The sequence below is a fragment of the Streptomyces solitudinis genome, assembly GCF_036323765.1.
GTDB lineage: Bacteria > Actinomycetota > Actinomycetes > Streptomycetales > Streptomycetaceae > Streptomyces.
The window spans coordinates 56,421-81,158 of the sequence record NZ_JAZDCW010000003.1; the positions used below are offsets into that span (position 1 = coordinate 56,421).

General features: G+C 74.5%; 20 protein-coding genes. 18 read left to right on the forward strand and 2 right to left on the reverse strand.

Annotation, left to right across the window (positions count from 1 at the left end; genetic code table 11):
* Positions 1 to 31 precede the first annotated feature (31 nt).
* The 3 genes from V1J52_RS07785 to V1J52_RS07795 all read left to right on the forward strand — a co-directional run bounded on the left by V1J52_RS07785 (position 32) and on the right by V1J52_RS07795 (position 4,845).
* Entirely contained in the window at positions 32 to 2,362 is a 2,331-nt protein-coding gene (locus V1J52_RS07785) for a HelD family protein (protein ID WP_330138912.1), read from the forward strand.
* Between the two features lie 497 nt (positions 2,363 to 2,859).
* Positions 2,860 to 4,278 (forward strand): NAD-dependent malic enzyme, encoded by a 1,419-nt coding sequence (locus V1J52_RS07790; protein WP_330138913.1) that lies wholly within the window; start codon positions 2,860 to 2,862, stop codon positions 4,276 to 4,278.
* 285 nt (positions 4,279 to 4,563) lie between these two features.
* The gene (locus V1J52_RS07795; RefSeq protein WP_330138914.1) at positions 4,564 to 4,845 is read left to right on the forward strand and encodes an HU family DNA-binding protein; all 282 of its coding nucleotides are present in this window, start codon (positions 4,564 to 4,566) and stop codon (positions 4,843 to 4,845) included.
* Between the two features lie 80 nt (positions 4,846 to 4,925).
* Here V1J52_RS07795 and murA read toward each other — a convergent pair whose 3' ends face one another.
* Complete coding sequence (gene murA, locus V1J52_RS07800) at positions 4,926 to 6,251, reverse strand: UDP-N-acetylglucosamine 1-carboxyvinyltransferase (protein WP_330138915.1); 1,326 nt, start codon at positions 6,249 to 6,251, stop codon at positions 4,926 to 4,928.
* A 226-nt stretch (positions 6,252 to 6,477) separates the two neighbouring features.
* On the opposite strand from murA, the gene V1J52_RS07805 reads away from it, so the two are divergent.
* The 13 genes from V1J52_RS07805 to V1J52_RS07865 all read left to right on the forward strand — a co-directional run bounded on the left by V1J52_RS07805 (position 6,478) and on the right by V1J52_RS07865 (position 21,406).
* Positions 6,478 to 7,095: a YqgE/AlgH family protein gene (locus V1J52_RS07805; RefSeq protein WP_330138916.1), complete on the forward strand. Its 618-nt coding sequence runs from the start codon at positions 6,478 to 6,480 to the stop codon at positions 7,093 to 7,095.
* Between the two features lie 42 nt (positions 7,096 to 7,137).
* Positions 7,138 to 7,428, forward strand: coding sequence for a DUF3039 domain-containing protein (locus V1J52_RS07810; RefSeq protein WP_330138917.1), 291 nt, complete (start codon positions 7,138 to 7,140; stop codon positions 7,426 to 7,428).
* 124 nt (positions 7,429 to 7,552) lie between these two features.
* Positions 7,553 to 7,690 carry a DUF6126 family protein gene (locus V1J52_RS07815; RefSeq protein ID WP_330138918.1) on the forward strand — a complete coding sequence of 46 codons (138 nt, stop codon included), beginning with the start codon at positions 7,553 to 7,555 and terminating at the stop codon, positions 7,688 to 7,690.
* 266 nt (positions 7,691 to 7,956) lie between these two features.
* Entirely contained in the window at positions 7,957 to 9,267 is a 1,311-nt protein-coding gene (locus V1J52_RS07820) for an extracellular solute-binding protein (protein ID WP_330138919.1), read from the forward strand.
* On the forward strand, positions 9,264 to 10,211 hold the full coding sequence (locus V1J52_RS07825; RefSeq protein ID WP_443075748.1) for a carbohydrate ABC transporter permease: 948 nt from the start codon (positions 9,264 to 9,266) through the stop codon (positions 10,209 to 10,211). Before V1J52_RS07820 ends, V1J52_RS07825 begins: the two co-directional genes overlap by 4 nt.
* Before the next feature lie 137 nt (positions 10,212 to 10,348).
* Positions 10,349 to 11,203: a carbohydrate ABC transporter permease gene (locus V1J52_RS07830; RefSeq protein ID WP_330139531.1), complete on the forward strand. Its 855-nt coding sequence runs from the start codon at positions 10,349 to 10,351 to the stop codon at positions 11,201 to 11,203.
* A gap of 6 nt (positions 11,204 to 11,209) precedes the next feature.
* Positions 11,210 to 12,907, forward strand: coding sequence for a beta-N-acetylhexosaminidase (locus tag V1J52_RS07835; protein ID WP_330138920.1), 1,698 nt, complete (start codon positions 11,210 to 11,212; stop codon positions 12,905 to 12,907).
* A gap of 252 nt (positions 12,908 to 13,159) precedes the next feature.
* On the forward strand, positions 13,160 to 14,089 hold the full coding sequence (locus tag V1J52_RS07840; protein ID WP_330138921.1) for an FAD binding domain-containing protein: 930 nt from the start codon (positions 13,160 to 13,162) through the stop codon (positions 14,087 to 14,089).
* The gene (locus V1J52_RS07845) at positions 14,086 to 15,402 is read left to right on the forward strand and encodes a (2Fe-2S)-binding protein (protein ID WP_330138922.1); all 1,317 of its coding nucleotides are present in this window, start codon (positions 14,086 to 14,088) and stop codon (positions 15,400 to 15,402) included. Before V1J52_RS07840 ends, V1J52_RS07845 begins: the two co-directional genes overlap by 4 nt.
* Entirely contained in the window at positions 15,399 to 17,711 is a 2,313-nt protein-coding gene (locus V1J52_RS07850; RefSeq protein ID WP_443075749.1) for a xanthine dehydrogenase family protein molybdopterin-binding subunit, read from the forward strand. The genes V1J52_RS07845 and V1J52_RS07850 overlap by 4 nt, the downstream gene beginning before the upstream one ends.
* Positions 17,712 to 17,792: 81 nt before the next feature.
* Positions 17,793 to 19,598 carry a DEAD/DEAH box helicase gene (locus tag V1J52_RS07855; RefSeq protein WP_443075750.1) on the forward strand — a complete coding sequence of 602 codons (1,806 nt, stop codon included), beginning with the start codon at positions 17,793 to 17,795 and terminating at the stop codon, positions 19,596 to 19,598.
* Positions 19,599 to 19,901: 303 nt separating this feature from the next.
* Positions 19,902 to 20,546 carry an IclR family transcriptional regulator gene (locus V1J52_RS07860; RefSeq protein ID WP_330138924.1) on the forward strand — a complete coding sequence of 215 codons (645 nt, stop codon included), beginning with the start codon at positions 19,902 to 19,904 and terminating at the stop codon, positions 20,544 to 20,546.
* Between the two features lie 59 nt (positions 20,547 to 20,605).
* Positions 20,606 to 21,406: a S16 family serine protease gene (locus tag V1J52_RS07865; protein WP_330139533.1), complete on the forward strand. Its 801-nt coding sequence runs from the start codon at positions 20,606 to 20,608 to the stop codon at positions 21,404 to 21,406.
* Between the two features lie 7 nt (positions 21,407 to 21,413).
* On the opposite strand, the gene V1J52_RS07870 is transcribed toward V1J52_RS07865, so the two are convergent.
* Positions 21,414 to 21,884 carry an Lrp/AsnC family transcriptional regulator gene (locus V1J52_RS07870; RefSeq protein WP_330138925.1) on the reverse strand — a complete coding sequence of 157 codons (471 nt, stop codon included), beginning with the start codon at positions 21,882 to 21,884 and terminating at the stop codon, positions 21,414 to 21,416.
* A gap of 146 nt (positions 21,885 to 22,030) precedes the next feature.
* Here V1J52_RS07870 and hppD point away from each other — a divergent pair, with 146 nt between their 5' ends.
* Both hppD and V1J52_RS07880 read left to right on the forward strand, forming a co-directional pair.
* Complete coding sequence (gene hppD, locus V1J52_RS07875) at positions 22,031 to 23,173, forward strand: 4-hydroxyphenylpyruvate dioxygenase (protein ID WP_330138926.1); 1,143 nt, start codon at positions 22,031 to 22,033, stop codon at positions 23,171 to 23,173.
* Positions 23,174 to 23,350: 177 nt separating this feature from the next.
* Positions 23,351 to 24,736 carry an FAD-binding oxidoreductase gene (locus tag V1J52_RS07880; RefSeq protein ID WP_330138927.1) on the forward strand — a complete coding sequence of 462 codons (1,386 nt, stop codon included), beginning with the start codon at positions 23,351 to 23,353 and terminating at the stop codon, positions 24,734 to 24,736.
* Positions 24,737 to 24,738 lie beyond the last annotated feature (2 nt).

Below are 24,738 nucleotides of genomic sequence, written 5' to 3' on the forward strand. Positions count from 1 at the left end.
GCCCTGAGTACAGCAGAAGGGGGCCCTTGCGTTGGAGGCGCAGGACACAGGCGTGCGGGAGCGGGAGATCCACGCCGAGCAGAGACACCTGGACGCGGTGTACCGCCGCCTGGAAGAGAAGATCCACGAAGCCGAGTTCCTCATGGACGACGCGAACCAGCGTGCCCAGGTCGGCACGCCCGGCGCGCTCGCCGAACGAGACGCGCAGGTGTTCCGGGCGGGGGTGCACCTGCACCGGCTGAACAGCGAGTTCGAGGACTTCCTCTTCGGCCGCGTCGACCTGCTCAAGGGCAAGGACGGCGTCCGCGGCCCGGACGGCGCCCACACCTCGGTGGAACCCGCCGACGACGCCGTCCGCCCCGACGCCACCGCCGACATCGCCGAGACCCTGCACATCGGGCGGCTCGGTGTGCTCGACGCCGACTACACGCCGCTGGTCATCGACTGGCGCGCGCCCGCGGCCGCGCCGTTCTACCGCGCCACACCCGTCTCACCGGGCCGCGTCGTGCGCCGCCGCGTCATCCGCTCCAAGGGGCGCGTCGTCCTCGGCGTCGAGGACGACCTGCTGCGGCCCGAGCTGACGGCCCGCCTGGACGGGGCCGAACTGCCCGCCGTCGGGGACGGCGCCCTCATGGCGGCGCTCGGCCGTGCCCGGAGCCACACCATGCGCGACATCGTGGCCTCCATCCAGGCCGAGCAGGACGAGGTCATCCGCGCCCCCGCCGCGTCCGTCACCGAGGTGGAGGGCGGCCCCGGCACCGGCAAGACCGCCGTCGCCCTGCACCGCGCGGCCTACCTGCTCTACCAGGACCGGCGCCGCTACGCGGGCGGCATCCTCGTCGTCAGCCCCACACCGCTGCTCGTCGCCTACACCGAGGGCGTGCTCCCCTCGCTCGGCGAGGAGGGGCAGGTGGCGATCCGGGCGCTGGGCTCGCTCGTGGACGGCGCCGAGGCCGACGCCCACGACCCGCAGCCGGTGGCCCGCGTCAAGGGCTCGGCCCGCATGACCAAGGTGCTGCGCCGCGCCGCCCGGGGCACGCTGGAACTGGCCGCCGACCCGGCCGCGGCTGCGGGGCTGCGGGTCCTGGCCTTCGGCGCCCGCGTGGAACTGGACGCGGAGGAGCTGCGGCGCATCCGCGCCACGGTGCTCAGCGGCACCGCCCCGCTGAACTACCTGCGTCCGCGCGCCCGCAAATTGCTGCTGGACGCCCTGTGGCAGCGGGCGGGCGGCCCCGCCCGCCACCCGGCGACGGACCCGGAGCTGGCCGCCGAGGCCCGCGAGGCGTTCGACGAGGAGGTGGCCGAGTCGGACGAGTTCGCCGGTTTCCTGGCCGCGTGGTGGCGGGAGCTGACGCCGCGCGCGGTGCTCGCCGCGATGGCCGACGAGAAGCGGCTGGGCCGCTGGTCGCGCCGGGTGCTCCAGCCCCGCGAGGTGCGCCGCCTGGCCCGCTCGCTGTCCCGGCTGGACGCCGCGGGGCAGGGGCCGCTGTCGGTGCACGACGTGGCGCTGCTGGACGAGCTGCACGTCGTCCTCGGCGCCCCGGCCCGGCCCAGGAAGCGGGAGATCGACCCGCTCGACCAGTTCACCGGCCTCGCGGAGCTGACCACGGCGGCCGACCGCGACCCGACGCGCCGCGAGCGCCGTCCGGCCGACGGGGAGGAGCGGCGCGACTACGCCCACGTCATCGTGGACGAGGCGCAGGACCTCACGCCGATGCAGTGGCGCATGGTCGGCCGCCGGGGCCGCCACGCGACGTGGACGGTGGTGGGGGACCCGGCGCAGTCCTCCTGGACCGACCAGGAGGAGGCGGCCGAGGCCCGCGGGGAGGCGCTGGGCACCCGCCCGCGCCGCCGGTTCGAGCTGACCGTCAACTACCGCAACCCGTCCGAGATCGCCGAGCTGGCCTCGCGCGTGCTGGCCCTGGCGATGCCCGGCACCCAGCCGCCCAAGGCGGTGCGCTCCACGGGCCTGGTGCCCCGGTTCGCCGTGACCGGGACCGCGGGGGGTGCCGGAGAGGCCGGGGAGGCCGTGGCCGCCGCCGTGCGCCGGGAGGCGGCGCGGCTGCTGGCGGAGGTGGACGGGACGGTGGGCGTCGTCGTGCCCATGGCCCGGCGGGCGCAGGCGGCCCGCTGGCTGGCCGGGCTCGGCGCGCGGGTGGTGGCGCTGGGCAGCCTGGAGGCGAAGGGCCTGGAGTACGACGCGACGCTCGTGGTGACGCCCGCGGAGATCGCCGACGAGTCACCCGCGGGACTGCGCGTGCTCTACGTCGCGCTGACCCGGGCGACGCAGCGGCTGACGATCCTCTCCGGGGAGCGGGACCTGCCCGACGCGGACGGCGTCCCCGACCTGCTGCGGGACTGAGCGGGACCGGCCGGGGCCGGGACAGGGCCGCCCGGGACCGGCGCGGCCCTGTCCCGGCCCCGGCCGGGGGCCCGTTCCCGGGCCCGGGAACGGGTTGCGGCGGGGGGACGACTTCTGCGGGGGGTTTGTTAGCCTGGGTGGTGGCACCGGCCCGATCCATGCCCCCGGGCCCAACCATCGTCGCTTCGAGCGACCTCTTGCCGCGAGGCGAGCTGGCGGGTCGGTGCCACCCTCAGCGATGAGAAGCGGGTCTCCCACCGGGAGGCCCGCTTCTGCGTGCGCGGCACGCGTCCGTGCGCGGCTCCGCCGGGTGCGGACGCGTGCCGGGACGCGCCCTGCGGGCGGCCGCCCGGGGTTCCTCTCGCCCCGCACTTCTCGTATGGTGGAATCTGTTTTCCGGAGTCAACCCGACTTACCGCCTACCGGGCGGTAAGTGCGACGATTCGGAAAGCAGCCCGCACCCCGCGAAGTGCTCAAGGAAAGCAGAGGAAGTCCGCATGGCAACGGCGCCCAGCGTCTCCTACTCGATGACCGTCCGGCTGGAGGTCCCGGCCGGCGGATCGGCGGTCAGCCAGATCACCACCGTCGTGGAGTCCTCCGGGGGCCATGTCACCGCCCTGGACGTGACCGCGTCCGGGCACGAGAGACTGCGCATCGACGTGACCGTCGCCGCCACGTCCACCGACCACGGCAAGTCGATCGTCGCCCGGCTCGGGGAGATCGACGGCGTCTCGCTCGGCAAGGTCTCCGACCGCACCTTCCTCATGCACCTCGGCGGCAAGATCGAGATGTCGTCGAAGCACCCCATTCGCAACCGCGACGACCTGTCCATGGTCTACACGCCCGGCGTGGCACGGGTGTGCACGCAGATCGCCGAACACCCCGAGGACGCCCGGCGGCTGACCATCAAGCGCAACAGCGTCGCCGTCGTCACCGACGGCTCCGCCGTGCTGGGCCTGGGCAACATCGGCCCGCACGCCGCGCTGCCGGTCATGGAGGGCAAGGCGGCGCTGTTCAAGCGGTTCGCGGGCATCGACGCGTGGCCGCTGTGCCTGGACACCCAGGACCCGGACGCCATCGTGGAGATCGTCAAGGCCATCGCGCCCGGCTTCGCCGGCATCAACCTGGAGGACATCTCCGCGCCGCGCTGCTTCGAGATCGAGGCCCGGCTGCGCGAGGCGCTGGACATCCCCGTCTTCCACGACGACCAGCACGGCACCGCCATCGTCGTGCTGGCCGCCCTGCACAACGCGCTGCGGGTCGTCGGCAAGGACATCGCGGACGTCCGGGTCGTCATGTCGGGCGCGGGCGCGGCCGGGACGGCCATCCTCAAGCTGCTGCTGGCCGCGGGCGTCAGGCACGCCGTGGTCTGCGACATCGACGGCGTCGTGTGCTGCGACCGCGAGGACCTGAAGGAGGCCGACCCGTCCTCCGCCCTGCGCTGGATCGCGGACCACACCAACCCGGAGAACATCTCCGGCTCGCTCAAGGACGCCGTCGCCGGCGCGGACGTCTTCGTCGGCGTCTCCGCCCCCAACGTGCTCACCGGCGAGGACGTGGCGACGATGGCGGAGGGCGCCATCGTGTTCGCGCTCGCCAACCCGGACCCGGAGATCGACCCGGCCACCGCCCGGCAGACCGCCGCCGTCGTGGCCACCGGCCGCTCCGACTTCCCCAACCAGATCAACAACGTGCTCGTCTTCCCCGGCGTGTTCCGCGGCCTGCTGGACGCGCAGTCGCACACGGTGACGGACGGCATGATGCTGGCCGCCGCGCGGGCGCTCGCCGACGTGGTCGGCGAGGACGAGCTGAACGCCAACTACGTCATCCCGAGCGTCTTCAACGAGAAGGTGTCCGGCGCGGTGGCCGACGCGGTGAACGAGGCGGCCCGGGAGGACCGGGCGGCCGCGGTGTGAGGACCGCCACGCACGGGCGTACGGCGCGTCGCGGGGAGGGGCACGCCCCGGCCCCCCGTAGGGTTGCGGGCGGGCAAAGCCGGCGGAACGTCATCGTGACGAGACACGGCGCTTTGCGTGTGACGACAGGCCGCCGGATTGGCTTTACCGCCACTGGTGGGGGCAGGATGCGTCCCGGGCGCGAGGGTCTGGGAGCAGACCCGGGTCCCGGCACTGTCCGAGGGCCCTGGCAGCATCGGCTTCGTCTCACGCCTCATCGGCAAGAAGAACACGGGAGTAACACACATGAACCGCACTGAGCTGGTGGCCGCACTGGCCGATCGCGCCGAGGTGACCCGCAAGGACGCCGACGCCGTTCTGGCCGCCTTCGCCGAGACCGTCGGCGAGGTCGTCGCCAAGGGCGACGAGAAGGTCACCATCCCGGGTTTCCTGACCTTTGAGCGCACCCACCGTGCCGCTCGCACCGCCCGCAACCCGCAGACCGGCGACCCCATCCAGATCCCGGCCGGCTACAGCGTCAAGGTCTCCGCGGGCTCGAAGCTGAAGGAAGCCGCCAAGGGCCAGTAAGGCTCCGCAGGCGCACGAAGGGGCGGCGTCCGGCACCGAGTGCCGGACGCCGCCCCTTCGTGCGGGCGCCCCGCGGGGCGCTACGGCAGCTCCACCTGCGCGCCGAGCGCCGGGAGCTTGTCCATGAAGTTCTCGTAGCCGCGGTTGATCAGGTCGATGCCGTGCACCCGGGACGTGCCCTGGGCGGCCAGCGCCGCGATCAGGTACGAGAACCCGCCGCGCAGGTCGGGGATCACCAGCTCGGCCGCCTGGAGCTTCGTCGGCCCCGACACCACGGCCGAGTGCAGGAAGTTCCGCTGGCCGAAACGGCACGGCGTGCCGCCCAGGCACTCGCGGTACACCTGGATGTGCGCGCCCATCTGGTTGAGCGCCTCGGTGAAGCCGAGGCGCGACTCGTACACCGTCTCGTGCACGATCGACAGCCCCGACGCCTGGGTGAGGGCGACGACGAGCGGCTGCTGCCAGTCCGTCTGGAAGCCGGGGTGGACGTCCGTCTCCAGCGCGATGGCGTTCAGCGGCCCGCCGGGGTGCCAGAAGCGGATGCCGTCGTCCTCGACGTCGAAGGCCCCGCCGACCCGCCGGTAGGTGTTGAGGAACGTCATCATCTCGCGCTGGCTGGCGCCGCGGATGTAGACGCTGCCCTCGGTGGCCAGCGCCGCGCAGGCCCAGGACGCGGCCTCCAGCCGGTCCGGCAGCGCGCGGTGCCGGTAGCCGCCGAGCTTGTCCACCCCGGTGATGCGGATGGTGCGGTCGGTGTCCATGGAGATGATCGCGCCCATCTTCTGCAGGACGCAGATCAGGTCCTCGATCTCCGGTTCCACGGCCGCGTTGGACAGCTCGGTGACGCCCTCGGCGAGCACGGCCGTCAGGAGCACCTGCTCGGTGGTGCCCACGGACGGGTACGGGAGCTGGATCTTCGTGCCGCGCAGCCGCTGCGGCGCCTCCAGGTACTGGCCCTCGGGCCGCTTCTCGATGACCGCGCCGAACTGGCGCAGCACGTCGAAGTGGAAGTCGATCGGCCGGCCGCCGATGTCGCAGCCGCCCAGGCCGGGGATGAACGCGTGACCGAGCCGGTGCAGCAGCGGACCGCACAGCAGGATGGGGATGCGGGACGAACCCGCGTGCGCGTCGATGTCCGCGACGTTGGCGCTCTCCACGTGGGAGGGGTCCATCACCAGTTCGCCGGACTCCGCGCCGGTGCGCACGGTGACGCCGTGCAGCTCCAGCAGCCCCCGCACCACGCGGACGTCGCGGATATCGGGGACGTTGCGCAGCCGGCTCGGTTCGCTGCCGAGAAGGGCCGCGACCATGGCCTTGGGCACGAGGTTCTTCGCGCCGCGGACCCGGATCTCGCCCTGGAGCGGGGTGCCGCCGTGGACGAGCAGGACGTCTTCGGTGCCGGTCATGGAACTCGCGATCTCTACACAAGGGGCAGGGGACAGACGAAATGGTAGTCGCCGCGGCGCCCGCACCCGGCAGCCCGGCGCCCGCCGCGGGCCCGCCGGCGGCCCTACCAGGAGCGTCCCGGCGAAACGCCGTGGAAAGCCGGGGCCGGGGCCGCGGGGAAACCCGTGGGCCGGGAGATCGACGTTGGCCGCCCGCGCGCGGCCCCGGTGGGGAATCATGGGAGCCATGTCCGAGGTGTCCTCGCTCACCGGGCGGCTGCTCGTCGCCACCCCGGCGCTGACCGATCCCAACTTCGAGCGCGCGGTGGTGCTGCTCCTCGACCACGACGAGCAGGGCTCGCTCGGCGTCGTGCTCAACCGCCCCACGCCGGTGCACGTCGGCGACGTCCTGGAGCCCTGGGCGGCGCTGGCGGGCGCCCCCGGAGTCGTCTTCCAGGGCGGTCCGGTGTCGCTGGACGCGGCGCTGGGCGTGGCGATCGTGCCCGGCGCCGCGGGCAACGGCTCCACCGGGGCCGCGTCCGCCGCGGCCCCGCCCGGGGCACAGGGCGCCAGTCCGCTGGGCTGGCGCCGGGTGCACGGCGCGATCGGCCTGCTGGACCTCGACGCCCCGCCCGAGGTGCTCGCCGCCGAGCTGGGCTTCCTGCGCATCTTCGTCGGCTACGCGGGCTGGGGACCGGGGCAGCTGGAGGAGGAGGTGGCGGAGGGCGCGTGGTACGTCGTCGACTCCGAACCGGGCGACGTCTCCTCACCCGACCCCGAGCGGCTGTGGCGCGCCGTGCTGCGCCGGCAGCGCGGCGCGCTGGCCCTCGTGGCCACGTATCCGGACGACCCGACCCTCAACTGAGGCGGGTCCGGCTCGCCCGGCGGGTCGGTACCCTTGGACGCCATGAGCACTCTTGAGCCCGAGCGCGGTACGGGTACCGGCACGCTCGTCGAGCCGACTCCGCAGACGTCACACGGCGATGGCGACCACGAGCGCTTCGCCCACTACGTCCAGAAGGACAAGATCATGGCGAGCGCGCTCGACGGCACGCCCGTCGTGGCGCTGTGCGGCAAGGTCTGGGTGCCCGGTCGTGACCCGAAGAAGTACCCGGTGTGCCCGCTGTGCAAGGAGATCTACGAGTCCATGACCAGCGGCGGCAAGGACGGCAAGGACGGCAAGGGCGGCGGGAAGTAGCCCGCGCCCTGTGGCGGTAGGCGGTACGGGCTCGGTACCGAGGCCCCCGCGGTGTGCCATCGGCGCGCTGCGGGGGCCGCCGTCTGAGCGGGTGGCGGGACGGGACGCGAAGGGGAGCGGGAGCATGGGTGTCACAGGTGGCGGGACGGAGCGCTGGAAGGAACGGCGTGTGCTGCTGCGCGTGCTCATCTACGTGGTGGCGACGCACGTCTTCGCGTTCTTCGTGATCCTGCTGTTCCAGCTGGGGGACCGCAGCGGCTGACCCCGCCCCCGGCCCCCGCGTCCGCCGAGCCCGTCCGGTGATCCGGACGGGCTTTCGGGCGTCCGGGGCCGGGACGGCCGGTCAGGTGGGCGGCCCGGGCCGCGCGTGACCCGGTCCGCGCGGCCCGGGGCCGGGTGCGGGCGGGCGGCTCCGGACGGGCGGAATGGTCGAGACCTCTTGTCGTGGCGGGCCGCGTCGGCCTAGCCTCTTGCGCAGAGCGAAACAGTGGTTGCACATATTGCAACGCCCGTCGTCGGGAGTCCCCCATGAAGCTCTCCGCCCGCCTCGCCGCGCCCCTCGCGGCCCTCGCCCTCGCCGGACTGACCGCCACCGCCTGTGCCCCCGCCACCTCCGACGGGGGCGGCGGGGGAGAGGACAAGAAGACCGGAACGCTGCGCGTCTGGCTGTTCCGCGAGGTGAACAACCAGCCCAAGGAGCGCGTCGTGGACGCCGCGGTGGAGGCGTTCACCGCCCGGCACGACGGCGTCAGCGTCGACGTGCGGTACATCCCCACCGACAGCCGCGCCGAGCGGATGAAGGCCGCGTTCAACGACCCCGCCTCCGCGCCCGACCTCGTCGAGTACGGCAACACCGACACGGCCGGCTACGTGCGCGACGGCGGACTGGCCGACATCAGCGAGGAGTTCGCCGCCTGGGACGAGGCCGCGGACACCGACCCCACCGCCCGGCAGTCCGTCACCGTGGACGGCCGCGTCTACGGCGTCCCGCTGTTCGTCGGCGTGCGGGCGCTGTACTACCGCACCGACGTGTTCGACGAACTCGGCCTCAAGCCGCCGGCCACGCTGGCACAGGTGCGGGAGACCGCCGAGGCCGTCCGCGCCGAGCGGCCGGACCTCTACGGGCTCGCCGTCGGCGGCGCCTACACCTACGGCGCGCTGCCCTTCGTGTGGGCGCACGGCGGCGAGGTCGCCGAGGAGCGGGACGGCGCCTACACCGCCGCCCTCGACGACGCGCCCTCGCAGGCCGGGGTCACCGCCTACACCGACCTGTTCGGCGACGCCAACTGCCCCGCGCGGCAGTGCGCGCAGATGACCGGCAACGACACCGTCGAGGCGTTCGCCGGGGGGAAGGCCGCCATGGCCATCGCCGGCGACTTCAGCCGCCAGGCCGTCGAGTCCGGTCCGGTCAAGGACACGTACGCGGTCGTCCCGCTGCCCGGCACCACCGAGGGCGAGATCGCCCCGGCGTTCGCGGGCGGCAACAACCTCGGGATGCTGAAGAGCAGTTCGCACCGCACCCTGGCCGTCGACCTGATGCGGGAGCTGGCGGGCAAGGAGAGCCAGCGCGAGCTGTTCGACGCCATGGGCTTCCTGCCGACCTTCACCGACGTGCGCGAGGAGGTGGCGCAGCGGGAGCCCTTCGTGGAGCCGTTCGTGCGCACCCTCGCGGCCGGCGCCCGGTTCGTTCCCGCCACGCCCGCCTGGGCGCAGATCGACGCGGGCCAGGTGCTGCCCACGATGTTCCAGGAGGTCGTCAGCGGCCGGAAGGACGTGGCGGCGGCCACGGAGGACGCCGCCGAGGCCATGGACGAGGCGTTCCGGCAGGCGGCGAGTTGACCGGGGCGACGGGCGTGGCGGGCCCGGGCGCGGCGGCGGGGGCGGTCGTCCGCAGGCCCGCCCGGCCGCGCCGGAGCGGCTGGACGCCCTGGCTCTACCTCGCCCCCGCGCTCGTCGTCCTGGCCGGGCTGCTGGTCTACCCGGTCTACCAGCTGGGCCTGATCTCCCTGCTGGAGTACACCCAGGCGCAGGTCAGCGGCGGGGAGCCGACGAGCTTCCAGGGGCTGGCCAACTACGCGACGCTGCTGCGCGACGGCCAGTTCTGGAGCGTGCTGGCCGCCACGGTCGTCTTCGCCGCCGCCTGCGTCGTGGGCACCCTCGCGGTGGGCTGCGCCCTGGCCGTCCTGCTGACCCGGGTGCGGGCGGTGCCCCGGCTGCTGCTCATGTTCGCCGCGCTCGGCGCCTGGGCCACCCCGGCCATCACCGGATCGACGGTGTGGGTGTTCCTGTTCGACCCGGACTTCGGCCCGGTCAACCGGGTGCTCGGCCTCGACGGGTTCTCCTGGACGTACGGCAGGTACAGCGCCTTCGCCCTGGTGCTGTTCGAGGTGGTGTGGTGCTCGTTCCCGTTCGTCATGGTGACCATGTACGCGGGCATCCGGGCCATCCCCTCCGAGGTGCTGGAGGCCGCCGCACTGGACGGCGCCTCCACCTGGCGCGTCTGGCGCAGCGTCATGGCGCCGATGCTGCGCCCGATCCTCGTCGTGGTGACGATCCAGTCGATCATCTGGGACTTCAAGGTGTTCACGCAGATCTACGTCATGACCGGCGGCGGCGGTGTCGCGGGCCAGAACCTGGTGCTCAACGTCTACGCCTACCAGAAGGCGTTCGCCTCCTCGCAGTACAGCCTCGGGTCGGCCATCGGCGTCGTCATGCTGCTGATCCTGCTGGCGGTGACGCTCGTCTACCTGCGCATCGTCCGGCGGAGCGGGGAGGAACTGTGAGCGCCCCGGCGCACCGGGCATCCGGCGGACCCGCCGGCGACGGGTCCGCGGCCGCCCGCGACGGCTCCGCGGAAGCCGCATCCGTTCCGGCCGCGCCCGCCGAGGCGCTGCCGGTCACCGCGCCCGCCCGTACGCCGCTGCTGCGCGCGGCGGCGGCCCGGCTGCGGCCCGCCCGGCCGTGGCGGCTGGCCGCCGAGGCCGCCGCCGTGGCGGTCGCCCTGCTCGTGGCGTTCCCGCTGTACTGGATGGTGCTCTCGGCGGTGAAGCCGGCGGGCGAGGTGCAGTCGGACCGGCCGCGCCCCTGGACGCTGGAGCCCACCCTGGACTCCTTCCGGCGCGTCTTCGAGAACCAGGACCTCGGCCGCTACTTCCTCAACAGCCTCGCCGTGGCCGGCGCCGTGGTCGTCGCCTCCGCGCTCATCGCGTTCCTCGCCGCCACCGCCGTCACCCGCTTCCGCTTCCGGTTCCGCACCACGCTGCTGATCATGTTCCTCATCGCGCAGATGGTGCCCATCGAGGCGCTGACCATCCCGATGTTCTTCCTCATGCGCGACGCCGGGCTGCTCAACACGCTCGGCTCGCTCGTCCTGCCGCACCTGGCGTTCTCGTTGCCCTTCGCGATCTGGATGCTGCGCGGCTTCGTCAAGGCGGTGCCGGAGGCGCTGGAGGAACAGGCGTTCATCGACGGCGCCAGCCGCACCCGGTTCCTGTGGCAGATCCTCTTCCCGCTCGTCTTCCCCGGGCTCGCCGCCGTGAGCGTCTTCTCGTTCATCTCGGCGTGGAACGACTTCCTGTTCGCCAAGTCGTTCATCATCTCGGCCACGGAGAACTCCACCCTGCCGATGGCCCTGCTGGTCTTCTTCGACTCCGAGACACCCGACTGGGGCGGAGTGATGGCCGCCTCGACGGTCATGACCCTCCCGGTCCTCGTCTTCTTCGTACTCGTACAGCGCCGCCTGGTCTCCGGGCTCGGCGGCGCGGTGAAGGACTGACACCACGTGAACACGCACCCCGGCGCGTCAGACGCCTCCCTCCTCGTCCCCGCCCCCCGCTCCTACACCGCCGCCGCACCCGATGGCGCCGCGGACCCGGCCTTCGTCCTCGACGCGGGCACGGTCATCGCGGCGCCGCCCGGCACCGAGGGCGTGGCCCGCTGGCTGCGCACGTCGGTCGGGTCCGCCACCGGCCTGCCGCTCGCCCCCGGCGACGCGGCGGAGAACACGCTCCGGCTCGCCCTCGCGCCGTCCGGCGCGGGCGGGGACGCCGGCGGACTCGGCCCCGAGGGCTACCGGCTGACGGTGGAGGAGACCGGCGTCCTGCTGGAAGGGGCCGACGCGGCCGGGCTGTTCTGGGCCGCCCAGACGTTCCGCCAGCTCCTGGACCCGGCCGCGTTCCGCCGCGCCCCGCTCGGCGCGGACCGGCGGTGGACCGTGCCGTGCGTCTCCGTGAGCGACGCCCCCCGGTTCAGCTGGCGCGGCTTCATGCTGGACGTCTCCCGGCACTTCACCCCCAAGGAGGGCGTGCTGCGGTACCTGGACCTGCTGGCCGCGCACAAGCTCAACGTCTTCCACTTCCACCTCACCGACGACCAGGGCTGGCGCGTCGAGATCGAGCGGTACCCGCGCCTGACGCAGGTCGGCGGCTGCCGCAGCCGTACCCGGGTCGGCCACCGCGCGTCCGACCTGTGGGACGAGCGGGCGCACGGCGGGCGCTACACCCAGGACGACATCCGCGAGATCGTCGCCTACGCCGCCGAACGGCACATCACCGTCGTCCCCGAGATCGACATCCCCGGCCACTCCCAGGCCGCCATCGCCGCCTACCCGGAGCTGGGCAACACCGACACCGTGGACACCGGCGCACTGGAGGTGTGGACGGACTGGGGCGTCAGCCCCAATGTCCTGGCGCCCTCCGACACCGTGCTGCGGTTCTACGAGAACGTGCTGGAGGAGGTGCTCGGCCTGTTCCCGTCAAAGTTCGTCCATATCGGCGGCGACGAGTGCGTCAAGGACCAGTGGCGGGCCTCCGCCGCCGCCCAGGCCCGGATGCGGGAGCTGGGCCTGCCGGACGAGGAAGCGCTCCAGTCCTGGTTCATCCGGCACTTCGACCGCTGGCTGACCGCCCGGGGCCGCCGCCTCATCGGCTGGGACGAGATCCTGGAGGGCGGCACCGGGGGCGCGACGGGCCTCAGCGCGGGTGCCGCCGTGTCCTCCTGGCGCGGCTACGCCGGGGGCATCTCCGCCGCGCGGGCCGGGCACGACGTGGTGATGTGTCCCGAGCAGCAGGTGTACCTCGACTTCCGGCAGGACGGGGGCGCGGACGAACCCGTGCCGATCGGCTACGTCCGCACCCTGGCCGACGTCCACGCCTTCGAGCCGGTGCCGCCCGAGCTGGCCGGGACGCCGCAGGAGCGCCACGTCATCGGCGCGCAGGCCAACATGTGGACGGAGGTGGCGGAGAGTCAGCAGCGCCTGGACTACCAGGTCTTCCCGCGCCTGGCCGCCTTCGCGGAGACCGTGTGGAGCGGCCCCGACCGCCCCGCCTGGCCGGATTTCGCCCGCCGCATGGACGGCGCCCACTACGCCCGCCTCGACGCCCTCGGCGTCGGCTACCGCCCGCCGGCGGGGCCGCACTCCTGGCAGCGGCGGCCCGGGGTGCTCGGACGCCCGCACGACGGGAAGCCCCCGATCGTGTGAGCCCCGCTTCCGCCCCTTGCCGTCCCGCCCCCTGAAAGCGTGGTTTCCGGCGCCGGGCCCCCGCCCGGCGCCCCGTGCGCCGTCCAGCCCGCCCCCGCCCCGCGGGCGTGCGGCGACCCCCGGCCGTGCCGCCGGTGGTCTCCGCCGACCTGCGCGCGGCGGGTGCCGGGAGATGTGCCAGAGTTGCCACGTCCGGGCTGTCAGCACGTACGGTACGGCTGGGCAGCCGGGAGACCGGGAAGGGGCACTGGATTGAGCACGCACGCACCGCATGCGCCGCATGGTCCAGGGGTGACGCGTCCCGTCACCCTGCCGGCCACACTCGACGAGGCCGTGGCGGCCCTCACCGCCATGCCCGCCGCCGTGCCGGTCGCCGGCGGCACCGACCTGATGGTGGCCGTCAACGCCGGGCAGCTGCGCCCCGCCGCGCTGGTGGGGCTCGGCCGCATCAGCGAGATCCGCGGCTGGGAGTACCAGGACGGGCACGGGGTGCTCGGTGCCGGGCTCACCCACGCCCGCATGGGCCGCCCCGACTTCGCCGCCCTCTTCCCCGCGCTCGCCGCCGCCGCCCGCGCCGCGGGACCGCCGCAGACGCGCAACGCGGGCACCCTCGGCGGCAACGTCGTCAGCTCCGCGCCCACCGGTGACACCCTGCCGGTGCTGGCCGCGCTGGAGGCCACCCTCGTCATCGCCGCACCCGGCGGCGTGCGCCGCGAGCTGCCCGTCGACGACCTGCTGACCGGACGGGCCCTGCTCGGCCCCGGCGAGGTCGTGGGCTACCTCCGGGTGCCGCTGCTGCACGCCCCGCAGACGTTCCTCAAGGCCACCGGGCGCACCGGCCCGAGCCGCGCCGTCGCCTCGGCCGCCGTGGTGCTCGACCCGGCACGGCGCGGGGTGCGGTGCGCGATCGGGGCCATCGCCCCGATGCCGTTGCGCCCGCTGGAGGCCGAGAGCTGGGTGGCGTCGCTGATCGACTGGTCGGTGGTGCGGGAGAAGGGCGCCGTCGCGCTCGCCCCCCAGGCGCTGACCGCCTTCGGGGAGTACGTGGCGATGGCCTGCATCCCCGACCCGGCGCCCGACCCCGGCGGCGGACAGGTCCCGGAACTTCCGGCCGCCGCGCTCCGGCTGCGGCGCACCGTGGCGGCACTGGCCCGCCGAGCACTGGGGAGGGCGCTCGCATGAGCACCGACGACCGTTCCGAGGACCGGAACCCCTCCGCCCAGCCGTCCGGACCGCCGCCGTCCGCGCCGCCGCGGGACGCCTGGGGCGGCGAGTACGACGCGGACGCCACCGCGTTCATCCAGCTCCCGCCCTCCGGACAGCCCGGCCACCCGGACTACGACGCCGGCGCCGACGCCGGGTACCCGGAGCAGACGCCGCTGGCCGCGCCCGGCACCGGGCAGGGCTGGGAGCCGCCGGTCATCCCGCCGCCCACGCCGGTCGCCGGGACCGACCCGGCCGCCACCGGGCAGTGGACGCTGCCGTTCGCGCCCGCCCCCGCCGAGCCCGACGCGGAGTACGGGACGGCCTACGGGACGGAGCCGGAGCGGACGGCGTTCCCCGCCACGGGGCAGGCCGCCGCGGCGGCGCTGGCCGGTTCGCACGAGGGGCGGCTCCAGGCGGACACGGCCCCCGCGGAACCGTTCGGGAGCCAGCCGCCGGAGCCGGACGCGCTCCCCGGACCGGACCCGCTCCCCGGACCGGACGCGCTCCCCGCGCCCGGCCCGCTCCCCGCGCCGGACGGCCCCGCGCCCGGGGACGCCGCGCCCAAGGACGCCGAACCCGCCGGCACCGGTCCCGCGGCCGTCGGGCCCGAGCCCGTCCCCGTCGCGCCCGCGCCCGTCCCCGAGACGGAACACCCGCTCACCTCCTACCCGTTGCACGTCAACGGGGCCGAGCGGCACGTGCACGACGTGTGGATCGGCGAGTCCCTGCTGTACGTGCTGCGCGAGCGGCTCGGCCTCGCCGGGGCCAAGGACGGCTGCTCGCAGGGCGAGTGCGGCGCCTGCTCGGTGCAGGTGGACGGCCGCCTCGTCGCGTCCTGCCTGGTCCCCGCCGCGACGGCGGCCGGCAGCGAGATCCGCACCGTCGAGGGGCTGGCCGAGCAGGGCACGCCCTCCGACGTGCAGCGGGCGCTGGCCCGGCACTCCCGCGTGCAGTGCGGGTTCTGCGTCCCCGGCATGGCGATGACGGCGCACGACCTGCTGGAGGGCAACCACGACCCGACCGAGCTGGAGATCCGCACCGCCCTGTGCGGCAACCTCTGCCGCTGTTCCGGCTACCGTGGCGTCATCGACGCCGTCCGCGAGGTGGCCGCCGAACGCGCGGCCCGCCCCGGGCGCACGGACGTCCCCGGTGCGGGCGACGGGAACGGCTCCGGCACCCCGCCCGCCGGGACGCCGCCCGCCGGCACCCCGGCGGGCGGCGGCACGGACGGCGTCGGGACCCGCATTCCGCACCAGGCCGGGCCCGCCGACGAGGGAGGCGCGCAGTGACGTCACAGGACGCGGTGACCGCGACGCCCGCGCAGGGCACCCCGCTCCCGCCGCCCCCGCCCGAGGAGCCGCACGGCCTCGGCGCCTCGCTGGAGCCCGCCGACGCGCTGGCGAAGGCGCAGGGCACCTACCCCTACGCCGCCGACCTGTGGGCCGAGGGCCTGCTGTGGGCGGCCGTGCTGCGCGCCCCGCACCCGCACGCCCGCATCGTCGCCGTCGACACCGCCCAGGCCGCGGCCATGCCCGGCGTCCGGGCCGTCGTCACCCACGCCGACGTCCCCGGCGACCCCCACCACGGACGCGGCATCGCCGACCGTCCCGCGTTCGCCCACGAGGTGGTGCGGCACTACGGGGAGCCGATCGCCGCCGTCGCCGCCGACCACCCCGACACGGCGCGGCTCGCGGCGGCCGCGATCGCCGTCGAGTACGAGGTGCTCGACCCCGTCACGGACCCGGAGCAGGCGTTCGAGGCCGGGCCGCTGCACCCGGACGGCAACATCGTCAGACACCTGCCGCTGCGCTACGGCGACGCGGAGATCACCGGCGAGGTCGTCGTGGAGGGCCTGTACCGCGTCGGCCGCCAGGACCCGGCGCCCATCGGCGCGGAGGCGGGGCTCGCCGTGCCCCGTCCGGACGGCGGCGTGGAGCTGTACACCGCCTCCACCGACCCGCACACCGACCGGGACCGCGTCGCGGCCTGCTTCGGCCTGCCGGCCGAGCAGGTCAAGGTCGTCGTCACCGGGGTGCCGGGCGCGATGGCCGACCGCGAGGACCTGAGCGTCCAGATCCCGCTGGGCCTGCTGGCGCTGCGCACCGGCTGCCCGGTCAAGCTCGCCGCCGGGCGCGAGGAGTCCTTCCTCGGGCACGCCCACCGGCACCCCACGCTGCTGCGCTACCGGCACCACGCCGACGCCGAGGGCAAGCTGCTCAAGGTCGAGGCGCAGATCCTCATGGACGCCGGCGCCTACTCCGACGGTTCGCACGAGGCCCTGGCGGCGGCCGTGGCGTTCGCCGCCGGGCCCTACGTCGTCCCGCACGCCGTCATCGACGGCTGGGCCGTGCGCACGAACAACCCGCCCGCGGGCCACGTGCGCGGCGAGGGCGCGTTGCAGGTGTGCGCCGCCTACGAGGGCCAGATGGACAAGCTGGCCGCCGCCCTCGGCATGGACCCGGCCGAGCTGCGCGCCCGCAACGTCATGGCCACCGGCGACCTGCTGCCCACCGGGCAGACGGTCACCTGCCCGGCGCCCGTCGCCGAGCTGCTGAGCGCCGTGCGGGACGAGCCGCTGCCGCCGCTGCCCAAGGACAGCCCCCAGGACGAGTGGCTGCTGCCCGGCGGCCCGGGAGGCGCGGGCGAGCCCGGCGCGGTGCGGCGCGGCGTCGGCCACGCGCTCGGCATGGTGCACCTGCTCGGTGCGGAGGGCGCGGACGAGGTGTCCACGGCGACGGTGAAGGTGGAGGGGCCGGTGGCGACGGTCCTGTGCGCGGCCGTCGAGACGGGCCAGGGCTTCGCCACGCTCGCCCGGCAGATCGTGCAGGAGGTGCTCGGCGTCGACGAGGTGCGCGTCGCGCCGGTGGACACCGACCAGCCCCCGGCCGGCCCCGGCGCGCGGGGGCGGCACACCTGGGTCTCCGCGGGGGCGGTGGAGCGGGCCGCGAAGATGGTGCGCACCCAGTTGCTCCAGCCGCTCGCCGCGACGTTCGGCATGTCCACGGAGCTGCTGTCCATCGCCGACGGCAAGATCACCTCCTACGACGGGGTGCTGTCCACGACCGTCGCCGAGGCGCTGGACGGCAAGGAGCTGTGGGCCACCGCGCAGTGCCGCCCGCACCCGACGGAGCCACTGGACGACACCGGGCAGGGCGACGCCTTCGTGGGGCTGGCCTTCGCCGCGATCCGGGCGGTGGTGGACGTGGACATCGAGCTGGGGTCCGTCCGCGTGGTGGAGCTGGCCGTCGCGCAGGACGTCGGCCGGGTGCTGAACCCGGCGCAGTGCCGGGCGCGCATCGAGGCGGGCCTCACCCAGGGCGTCGGCGCCGCCCTCACCGAGCACCTGCGGGTGGCCCGCGGCGTGGTGCGCCACCCCGACTTCACCGGCTACGCCCTGCCGACGGCGCTGGACGCGCCACGGACGCGGATCGTCAAGCTGGTCGAGGAGCGGGACGTGGTGGCCCCGTTCGGCGCGAAGTCCGTCAGCGCCGTCCCGCTCGTGGTGGCCCCGGCGGCGGTCGCCGCCGCCGTCCGCGCCGCCACCGGCCGCCCGGTCAACCGCCTCCCCATCCGTCCCGCCACCATCGTCGCCCCCTGACCGCCACCGGCCCCGGGCCCGTGCCCGGCCCGGGGCCGGTGGGCGGGAGGGCGCGGGGGAGCGGTTAGGCTGGCGCGGTCCGTGGCGCCGACCCCTCTCGCGGAGACCGTGACTACCACCTCCCATCTCTCCCCGGCCTTCCCCGGCCGCGCCCCCTGGGGCACGGCCGGCAAGCTGCGCGCCTGGCAGCAGGGCGCGATGGACCGCTACCTGGAACAGCAGCCGCGGGACTTCCTCGCCGTGGCGACGCCGGGCGCGGGCAAGACGACGTTCGCGCTCACCCTCGCGTCGTGGCTGCTGCACCACCACGTCGTGCAGCAGGTCACCGTCGTCGCGCCCACCGAGCACCTGAAGAAGCAGTGGGCGGAGGCCGCGGCGCGGGTGGGGATCAAACTGGACCCGGAGTACAGCGCGGGGCCGCTCGGGCGGGAGTACCACGGGGTCGCCGTCACCTACGCGGGCGTCGGAGTGCGGCCCATGCTGCACCGCAACCGCTGCGAGCAGCGCAAGACGCTCGTCATCCTGGACGAGATCCACCACGCGGGCGACAGCAAGTCGTGGGGCGAGGCGTGCTCGGAGGCGTTCGAGCCCGCGACGCGGCGCCTGGCCCTCACCGGTACGCCGTTCCGCTCGGACACCAACCCCATTCCGTTCGTCACCTACGCCGAGGGCGGCGACGGCATCCGCCGCTCGGTGGCCGACTACACCTACGGCTACGGCAGCGCGCTGGGCGACGGCGTCGTGCGGCCGGTCATCTTCCTCTCCTACAGCGGCAACATGCGCTGGCGCACCAAGGCCGGGGACGAGGTGGCCGCCCGGCTCGGCGAGCCGATGACCAAGGACGCCGTCTCGCAGGCGTGGCGCACCGCGCTGGACCCGCGCGGCGAGTGGATGCCCAGCGTGCTGCGCGCCGCCGACCACCGGCTCACCGAGGTCCGCAAGGCCATCCCGGACGCGGGCGGGCTGGTGATCGCCAGCGACCAGGACTCCGCCCGCGCCTACGCCAAGCTGCTGCGCCAGATCACCGGGCACGGCCCGACGGTCGTGCTGTCCGACGACACCGGGGCCTCGCAGCGCATCGAGGACTTCGGCCGCTCCGAGGACCGCTGGATGGTCGCCGTGCGCATGGTCTCCGAGGGCGTGGACGTGCCGCGTCTGGCGGTCGGGGTCTACGCGACGACGATCTCCACGCCGCTGTTCTTCGCGCAGGCCGTGGGCCGGTTCGTCCGTTCCCGGCGGCGCGGGGAGACGGCGTCGGTCTTCCTGCCGACGATCCCCATGCTGCTCGGCTTCGCGCACGAGATGGAGGTCGAGCGCGACCACGTGCTCGACAAGCCGAAGAAGGCGGGCGACGAGGACCCGTACGCGCCGGAGGCGGACCTCCTCGCCGAGGCCGAGCGGCAGCAGGACGAGGACACCGGCGAGCAGGACGCGCTGCCCTTCGAGGCGCTGGAGTCGGACGCGGTCTTCGACCGCGTCATGTACGACGGCGCCGAGTTCGGCATGCAGGCGCACCCGGGTTCGGAGGAGGAGCAGGACTACCTGGGCATCCCGGGGCTGCTGGAGCCCGACCAGGTGCAGATGCTGCTCCAGAAGCGGCAGGCCCGGCAGATCGCGCACAGCCGCCGGCGGCCGGACGAGGAGGCGGACCTGCTGGAGGTCCCGGCCGAGCGGCGCCCGGTGGTCACGCACAAGGAGCTGCTGGAGCTGCGCAAGCAGCTCAACTCCCTCGTCGGCGCGTACGCGCACCAGAGCGGCAAGCCGCACGGCGTCATCCACACCGAGCTGCGCCGCACCTGCGGCGGGCCGCCGACCGCCGAGGCGACGGCGGGCCAGCTCCGGCAGCGGGTCGCCAAGGTGCGCGAGTGGGCCACGCGTATGCGCTGATCGGAGCCCGGTCGGAACCGGTCGCCGGACGGTGCAGAGCGAAACCTTTCGGACAAGAAGCGCAAAACCAGGGCCAGAGTTGGTCGGTGTGTGACCGGATTCTGGACGGAGTCTTCCGGAGAGCGGAGCCGGTCGCTAAGTTTCGGTCACGCACACGCCCCGTGGCAGCGTCGCCCCGGAGCGCAGCCGGTGCGGCCCTGCCAGCGCCCGGTGGCCTCCCCTTCTCGTTGTCGCGGGACCGGCAGCGGGACACGCACCTGACGTGCGGCAGGCCGTCGGCACCCCACCCGAGAAGGGGGCGTCGTGACCGCGGAGACCTCTCAGACGCTCGACCGGGGCCTTCGGGTCCTCAAGCTCCTCGCCGACACCGACCACGGACTGACCGTCACCGAGCTGTCCAACAAGCTCGGAGTCAACCGGACGGTGATCTACCGGCTGCTCGCCACCCTGGAGCAGCACTCCCTCATACGCCGCGACCTCGGCGGCCGGGCCCGCGTGGGCCTCGGCGTCCTCGGCCTGGGCCGCCAGGTGCACCCGCTCGTGCGGGAGGCGGCGCTGCCGTCGCTGCGCGCGCTGGCCGAGGAGGTCGGGGCGACCGCCCACCTCACCCTCGTGGACGGCGCCGACGCCCTGGCCGTGGCCGTCGTCGAACCGAGCTGGACCGACTACCACGTCGCCTACCGCCCCGGCTTCCGCCACCCGCTGGACCGGGGCGCGGCGGGCCGCGCCATCCTCGCCGGACGGCGGCCCGGCCAGGAGCCGACCGACGGGTACGTGCTCACCCACGGCGAACTGGAGGCCGGGGCCAGCGGTGCCGCCGCGCCGCTGCTGGGCGTCGCCGGGATCGAGGGCAGCGTCGGCGTGGTGATGCTCTCGGAGTCGGTGCCGGAGAAGGTGGGCGACCGGGTCGTCGCCGCTGCCCGGGAGGTCGCCGACGCCCTGCGCTGAGGGCGGCGGACGTGCCCGGGGCGGGCGGGCTCCGGGCGCTTCCCTAGGATGGCGCGGTGATCTCCGCACTCGCGTCCCGCCGCCGCCCGGTGCTCGCCGTGTGCGCCGCCCTGCTCCTGGCCCTGTTCGCCCTCACCGCGCTCGCCCCGCTGCCGTACACCCTCGCCCACCCGGGCGTCACCGCGGACGTGGGCGGCGAGCACGAGGGGCGGCCGGTCATCACCGTCACCGGCCCCGGCGCGGGCGAGCCGCGCGAGCCGGACGGCGCACTGCTGATGACCACCATCGCGGCCACCTCGCCGGACGCCACGGTGCGGCTCGCCGACGTGCTGGGCGGCTGGTTCGCCACCGACCGCGCCGTCATGCCGCGCGACGTCGTGTACCCGGTGGGCGACTCCACCGAGGAGATCCGCGACTACAACTCCGGGCAGATGGCCCGCTCCCAGGAGGCCGCCGTCCGGGCGGCCCTCGCCGAACTCGGCCTCAGCGGCGGCGACGTCACCGTCCGCCTGCGCCTGGACGAGATCGGCGGGCCCAGCGCCGGGCTGCTGTTCGCGCTCGGCATCGTCGACGCGGTCGAGGGCGACGGGAACGGCGGCGGCCTCACCGGCGGGCGCACCGTCGCGGGGACGGGCACCATCGACGAGGACGGCACCGTCGGGCCGGTCGGCGGCGTACCGCTGAAGACGCAGGCCGCCGCCCGCGACGGGGCCGAGGTCTTCCTCGTCCCCGAGGCCGAGTGCGCCGAGGCCCGCTCCGAACGGCCCGAGGGCCTGCGGCTCGTCCCCGTCCGCACTCTGGACGGCGCCCTGGACGCCCTCGCGGCGCTGCGCGAGGGGGAGGAACCGCCGCGCTGCTGACGCCGCCTCACGCCAGGCCCGAGGCCCGGCGCACCAGCGGGACGATGCGCAGCGGCACCGGGTTCTCCATGACGATCGCGGTGGACGCCCGCACGATGCCCTCGAAGCCCACGACCCGGTCGATGACCCGCTGGAGATCGGCGTTGGACCGGGCCACCAGGCGGCACAGCATGTCCCCGTGGCCGGTGATCGTGTGCAGCTCCAGCACCTCCGGCACGCCCGACAGGTGGGCCCGGACGTCCGCGCCCTGGCCCTGCTTAATCTCCAGCGTGGCGAACGCCGTCACCGGGTAGCCGAGCGCGGCCGGATCGACGTCCGGGCCGAACCCCCGGATCACGCCCGAGGCCCGCAGGCGGTCCAGCCGCGCCTGCACCGTCCCGCGCGCCACCCCCAGCCGCCGGGACGCCTCCAGCACCCCGATGCGCGGTTCGTGCGCCAGCAGTTCCAGCAGCCGGCCGTCCAGCGCGTCGACACCCATCGTCCCGCCCCCCACCGGCCCCGGAGGGCCGCGCTCCGTGGTCATTGTGTACAGATCGCCCGGTGCTGGCGCGGACCGACTGTACAGAATGCCCACCCGTTGCCGGAACTGTTGCGCACCCTGTGGAACGGAGAGACGCTGCGGCCATGACTGAGACCCTTGAGACCCTCCAGACCGCGCGGCAGGACTACCCCTTCCCGGTCAAGGGGATGGACGCGGTCGTCTTCGCCGTCGGCAACGCCAAGCAGGCGGCGCACTACTACGCCACGGCCTTCGGCATGCGCCTGGTCGCCTACTCCGGACCGGAGAACGGCAACCGGGAGACGGCCAGCTACGTCCTGGAGTCCGGAGCGGCCCGGTTCGTGCTGACCTCGGTCATCAAACCGGTCACGGAGCGGGGCCGCTTCCTCGCCCGGCACGTCGCCGAACACGGGGACGGCGTCGTGGACCTGGCCATCGAGGTGCCGGACGCCCGTGCCGCCTACGCCTACGCCGTCGAGCACGGCGCGACGGGGCTGACCGAGCCCCACGAGCTGAAGGACGAGCACGGCACCGTCGTGCTCGCCGCCATCGCCACCTACGGCGAGACCCGGCACACCCTCGTGGAGCGCTCCGGCTACGACGGCCCCTACCTGCCGGGCTTCACCGCCGCGGACCCGATCGTCGCGCCCCCGGCCAAGCGGGTCTTCCAGGCCATCGACCACTGCGTCGGCAACGTCGAACTCGGCCGCATGAACGAGTGGGTGACCTTCTACAACGAGGTCATGGGCTTCACCAACATGAAGGAGTTCGTCGGCGACGACATCGCCACCGAGTACTCGGCGCTGATGTCGAAGGTCGTCGCGGACGGCACCAAGAAGGTGAAGTTCCCGATCAACGAGCCGGCGATCGCGCAGAAGAAGTCGCAGATCGACGAGTACCTGGAGTTCTACGGCGGGCCCGGCGTCCAGCACATCGCGCTGGCCACGAACGACATCGTCTCCACCGTGCGCGCCATGCGGGCGGCGGGCGTGGAGTTCCTCAACGTCCCCGACGCCTACTACGACACGCTCGGCGAGTGGGTCGGCGAGACCCGGGTACCGCTGGACGACCTGCGCGAGCTGCGCATCCTGGCCGACCGCGACGAGGACGGCTACCTGCTCCAGATCTTCACCAAGCCGGTGCAGGACCGGCCGACCGTGTTCTTCGAGATGATCGAGCGGCACGGCTCGATGGGCTTCGGCAAGGGCAACTTCAAGGCGCTCTTCGAGGCGATCGAGCGGGAGCAGGACCGCCGCGGCAACCTGTGACCGCGGGCCCGGCACGCTGACCGTCCGGAGCCCGGCGCCGCCGGCCGTCCGGCACGCGCCACGCCGGCCGTCCGGCCCGAGGGGGGCACGCGCCCGCGGGCCGGACGGGTGGCACGGACACGGCCTTCCGGGGCCGGGGCGTTGTCGGCGGCGTCCGGTGGTGCCACGCTGAGGCCCATGGGCTCCGTCACCGAACAGCTCAGGGAGGGACTGCCCGCCGAGGCCGTCCTCACCGACCCCGACGTCCTGCGCGGCTACGCCCGGGACATGGCCGGGTTCTGCCCGGCGGGCACACCGGCGGCCGTCGTCCTGCCGCGCACCGTCGAGCAGGTGCGGCACGTGATGCGCACCGCCACCGCCACCCGCACCCCCGTCGTGCCGCAGGGCGCCCGCACCGGGCTGTCCGGCGCGGCCAACGCCGCGGACGGCTGCATCGTGCTCTCCCTGGTGCGGATGGACCGCATCCTGGAGATCAGCGCCGTCGACCGGATCGCCGTCGTGGAACCCGGCGTCGTCAACGCCGACCTGTCCCGCGCCGTCGCCGAGGTGGGCCTGACCTACCCGCCGGACCCCTCCAGCTGGGAGGAGTGCACGATCGGCGGCAACATCGGGACGGCCTCCGGCGGGCTGTGCTGCGTGAAGTACGGCGTCACGGCCGAGTACGTGCTCGGGCTGGACGTCGTCCTGGCCGACGGGCGGCTGCTGTCCACCGGGCGCCGCACCGCCAAGGGCGTCGCCGGCTACGACCTCACCCGGCTGTTCGTGGGCTCCGAGGGCACCCTCGGCGTCGTCGTGCGGGCCGTGCTGGCGCTGCGGCCCACCCCGCCCGGACAGCTCGTGCTCGCGGCCGAGTTCCCCTCGCCCGAGGCGGCCTGCGACGCGGTGTGCCGCATCATGGCCGGGGACGGCCGGGGTGGCCCGGGCCACACCCCGGCCCTGCTGGAGCTGATGGACCGCACCACGCTGCGCGCCGTCAACGACCTCACCCGCATGGGGCTGCCCGAGACGACCGGGGCGCTGCTGCTCGCCGCCTTCGACACCCCGGACCCGGCCGCCGACCTCGCCTCCGTCGCCGCGCTGTGCCGGGACGCGGGGGCCACCGAGGTGGTGCCCGCCGACAGCCCGGCGGAGTCCGCGCTGCTGCTCCAGGCCCGGCGCTCCGCCCTCGTCGCGCTGGAGAAGGTCAAGGGCGCCACGATGATCGACGACGTGTGCGTGCCCCGCTCCCGGCTCGCCGAGATGCTCACGGGCGTCGAGGCCATCGCCGGGCGGCACGGCCTCACCATCGGCGTCTGCGCCCACGCGGGCGACGGCAACACCCACCCCACCGTGTGCTTCGACGCGTCCGACGCCGACGAGAGCGCCAGGGCCCGGGCGTCCTTCGACGAGATCATGGCGCTGGGCCTGCGGCTGGGCGGGACCATCACCGGGGAGCACGGCGTCGGGCTGCTCAAGAAGGAGTGGCTGGCCCGGGAACTGGGACCGCTGAACCTGGAACTCCAGCGGGGCGTCAAACAGGTCTTCGACCCGCTGAACCTCCTGAACCCGGGCAAGCTGTTCTGACC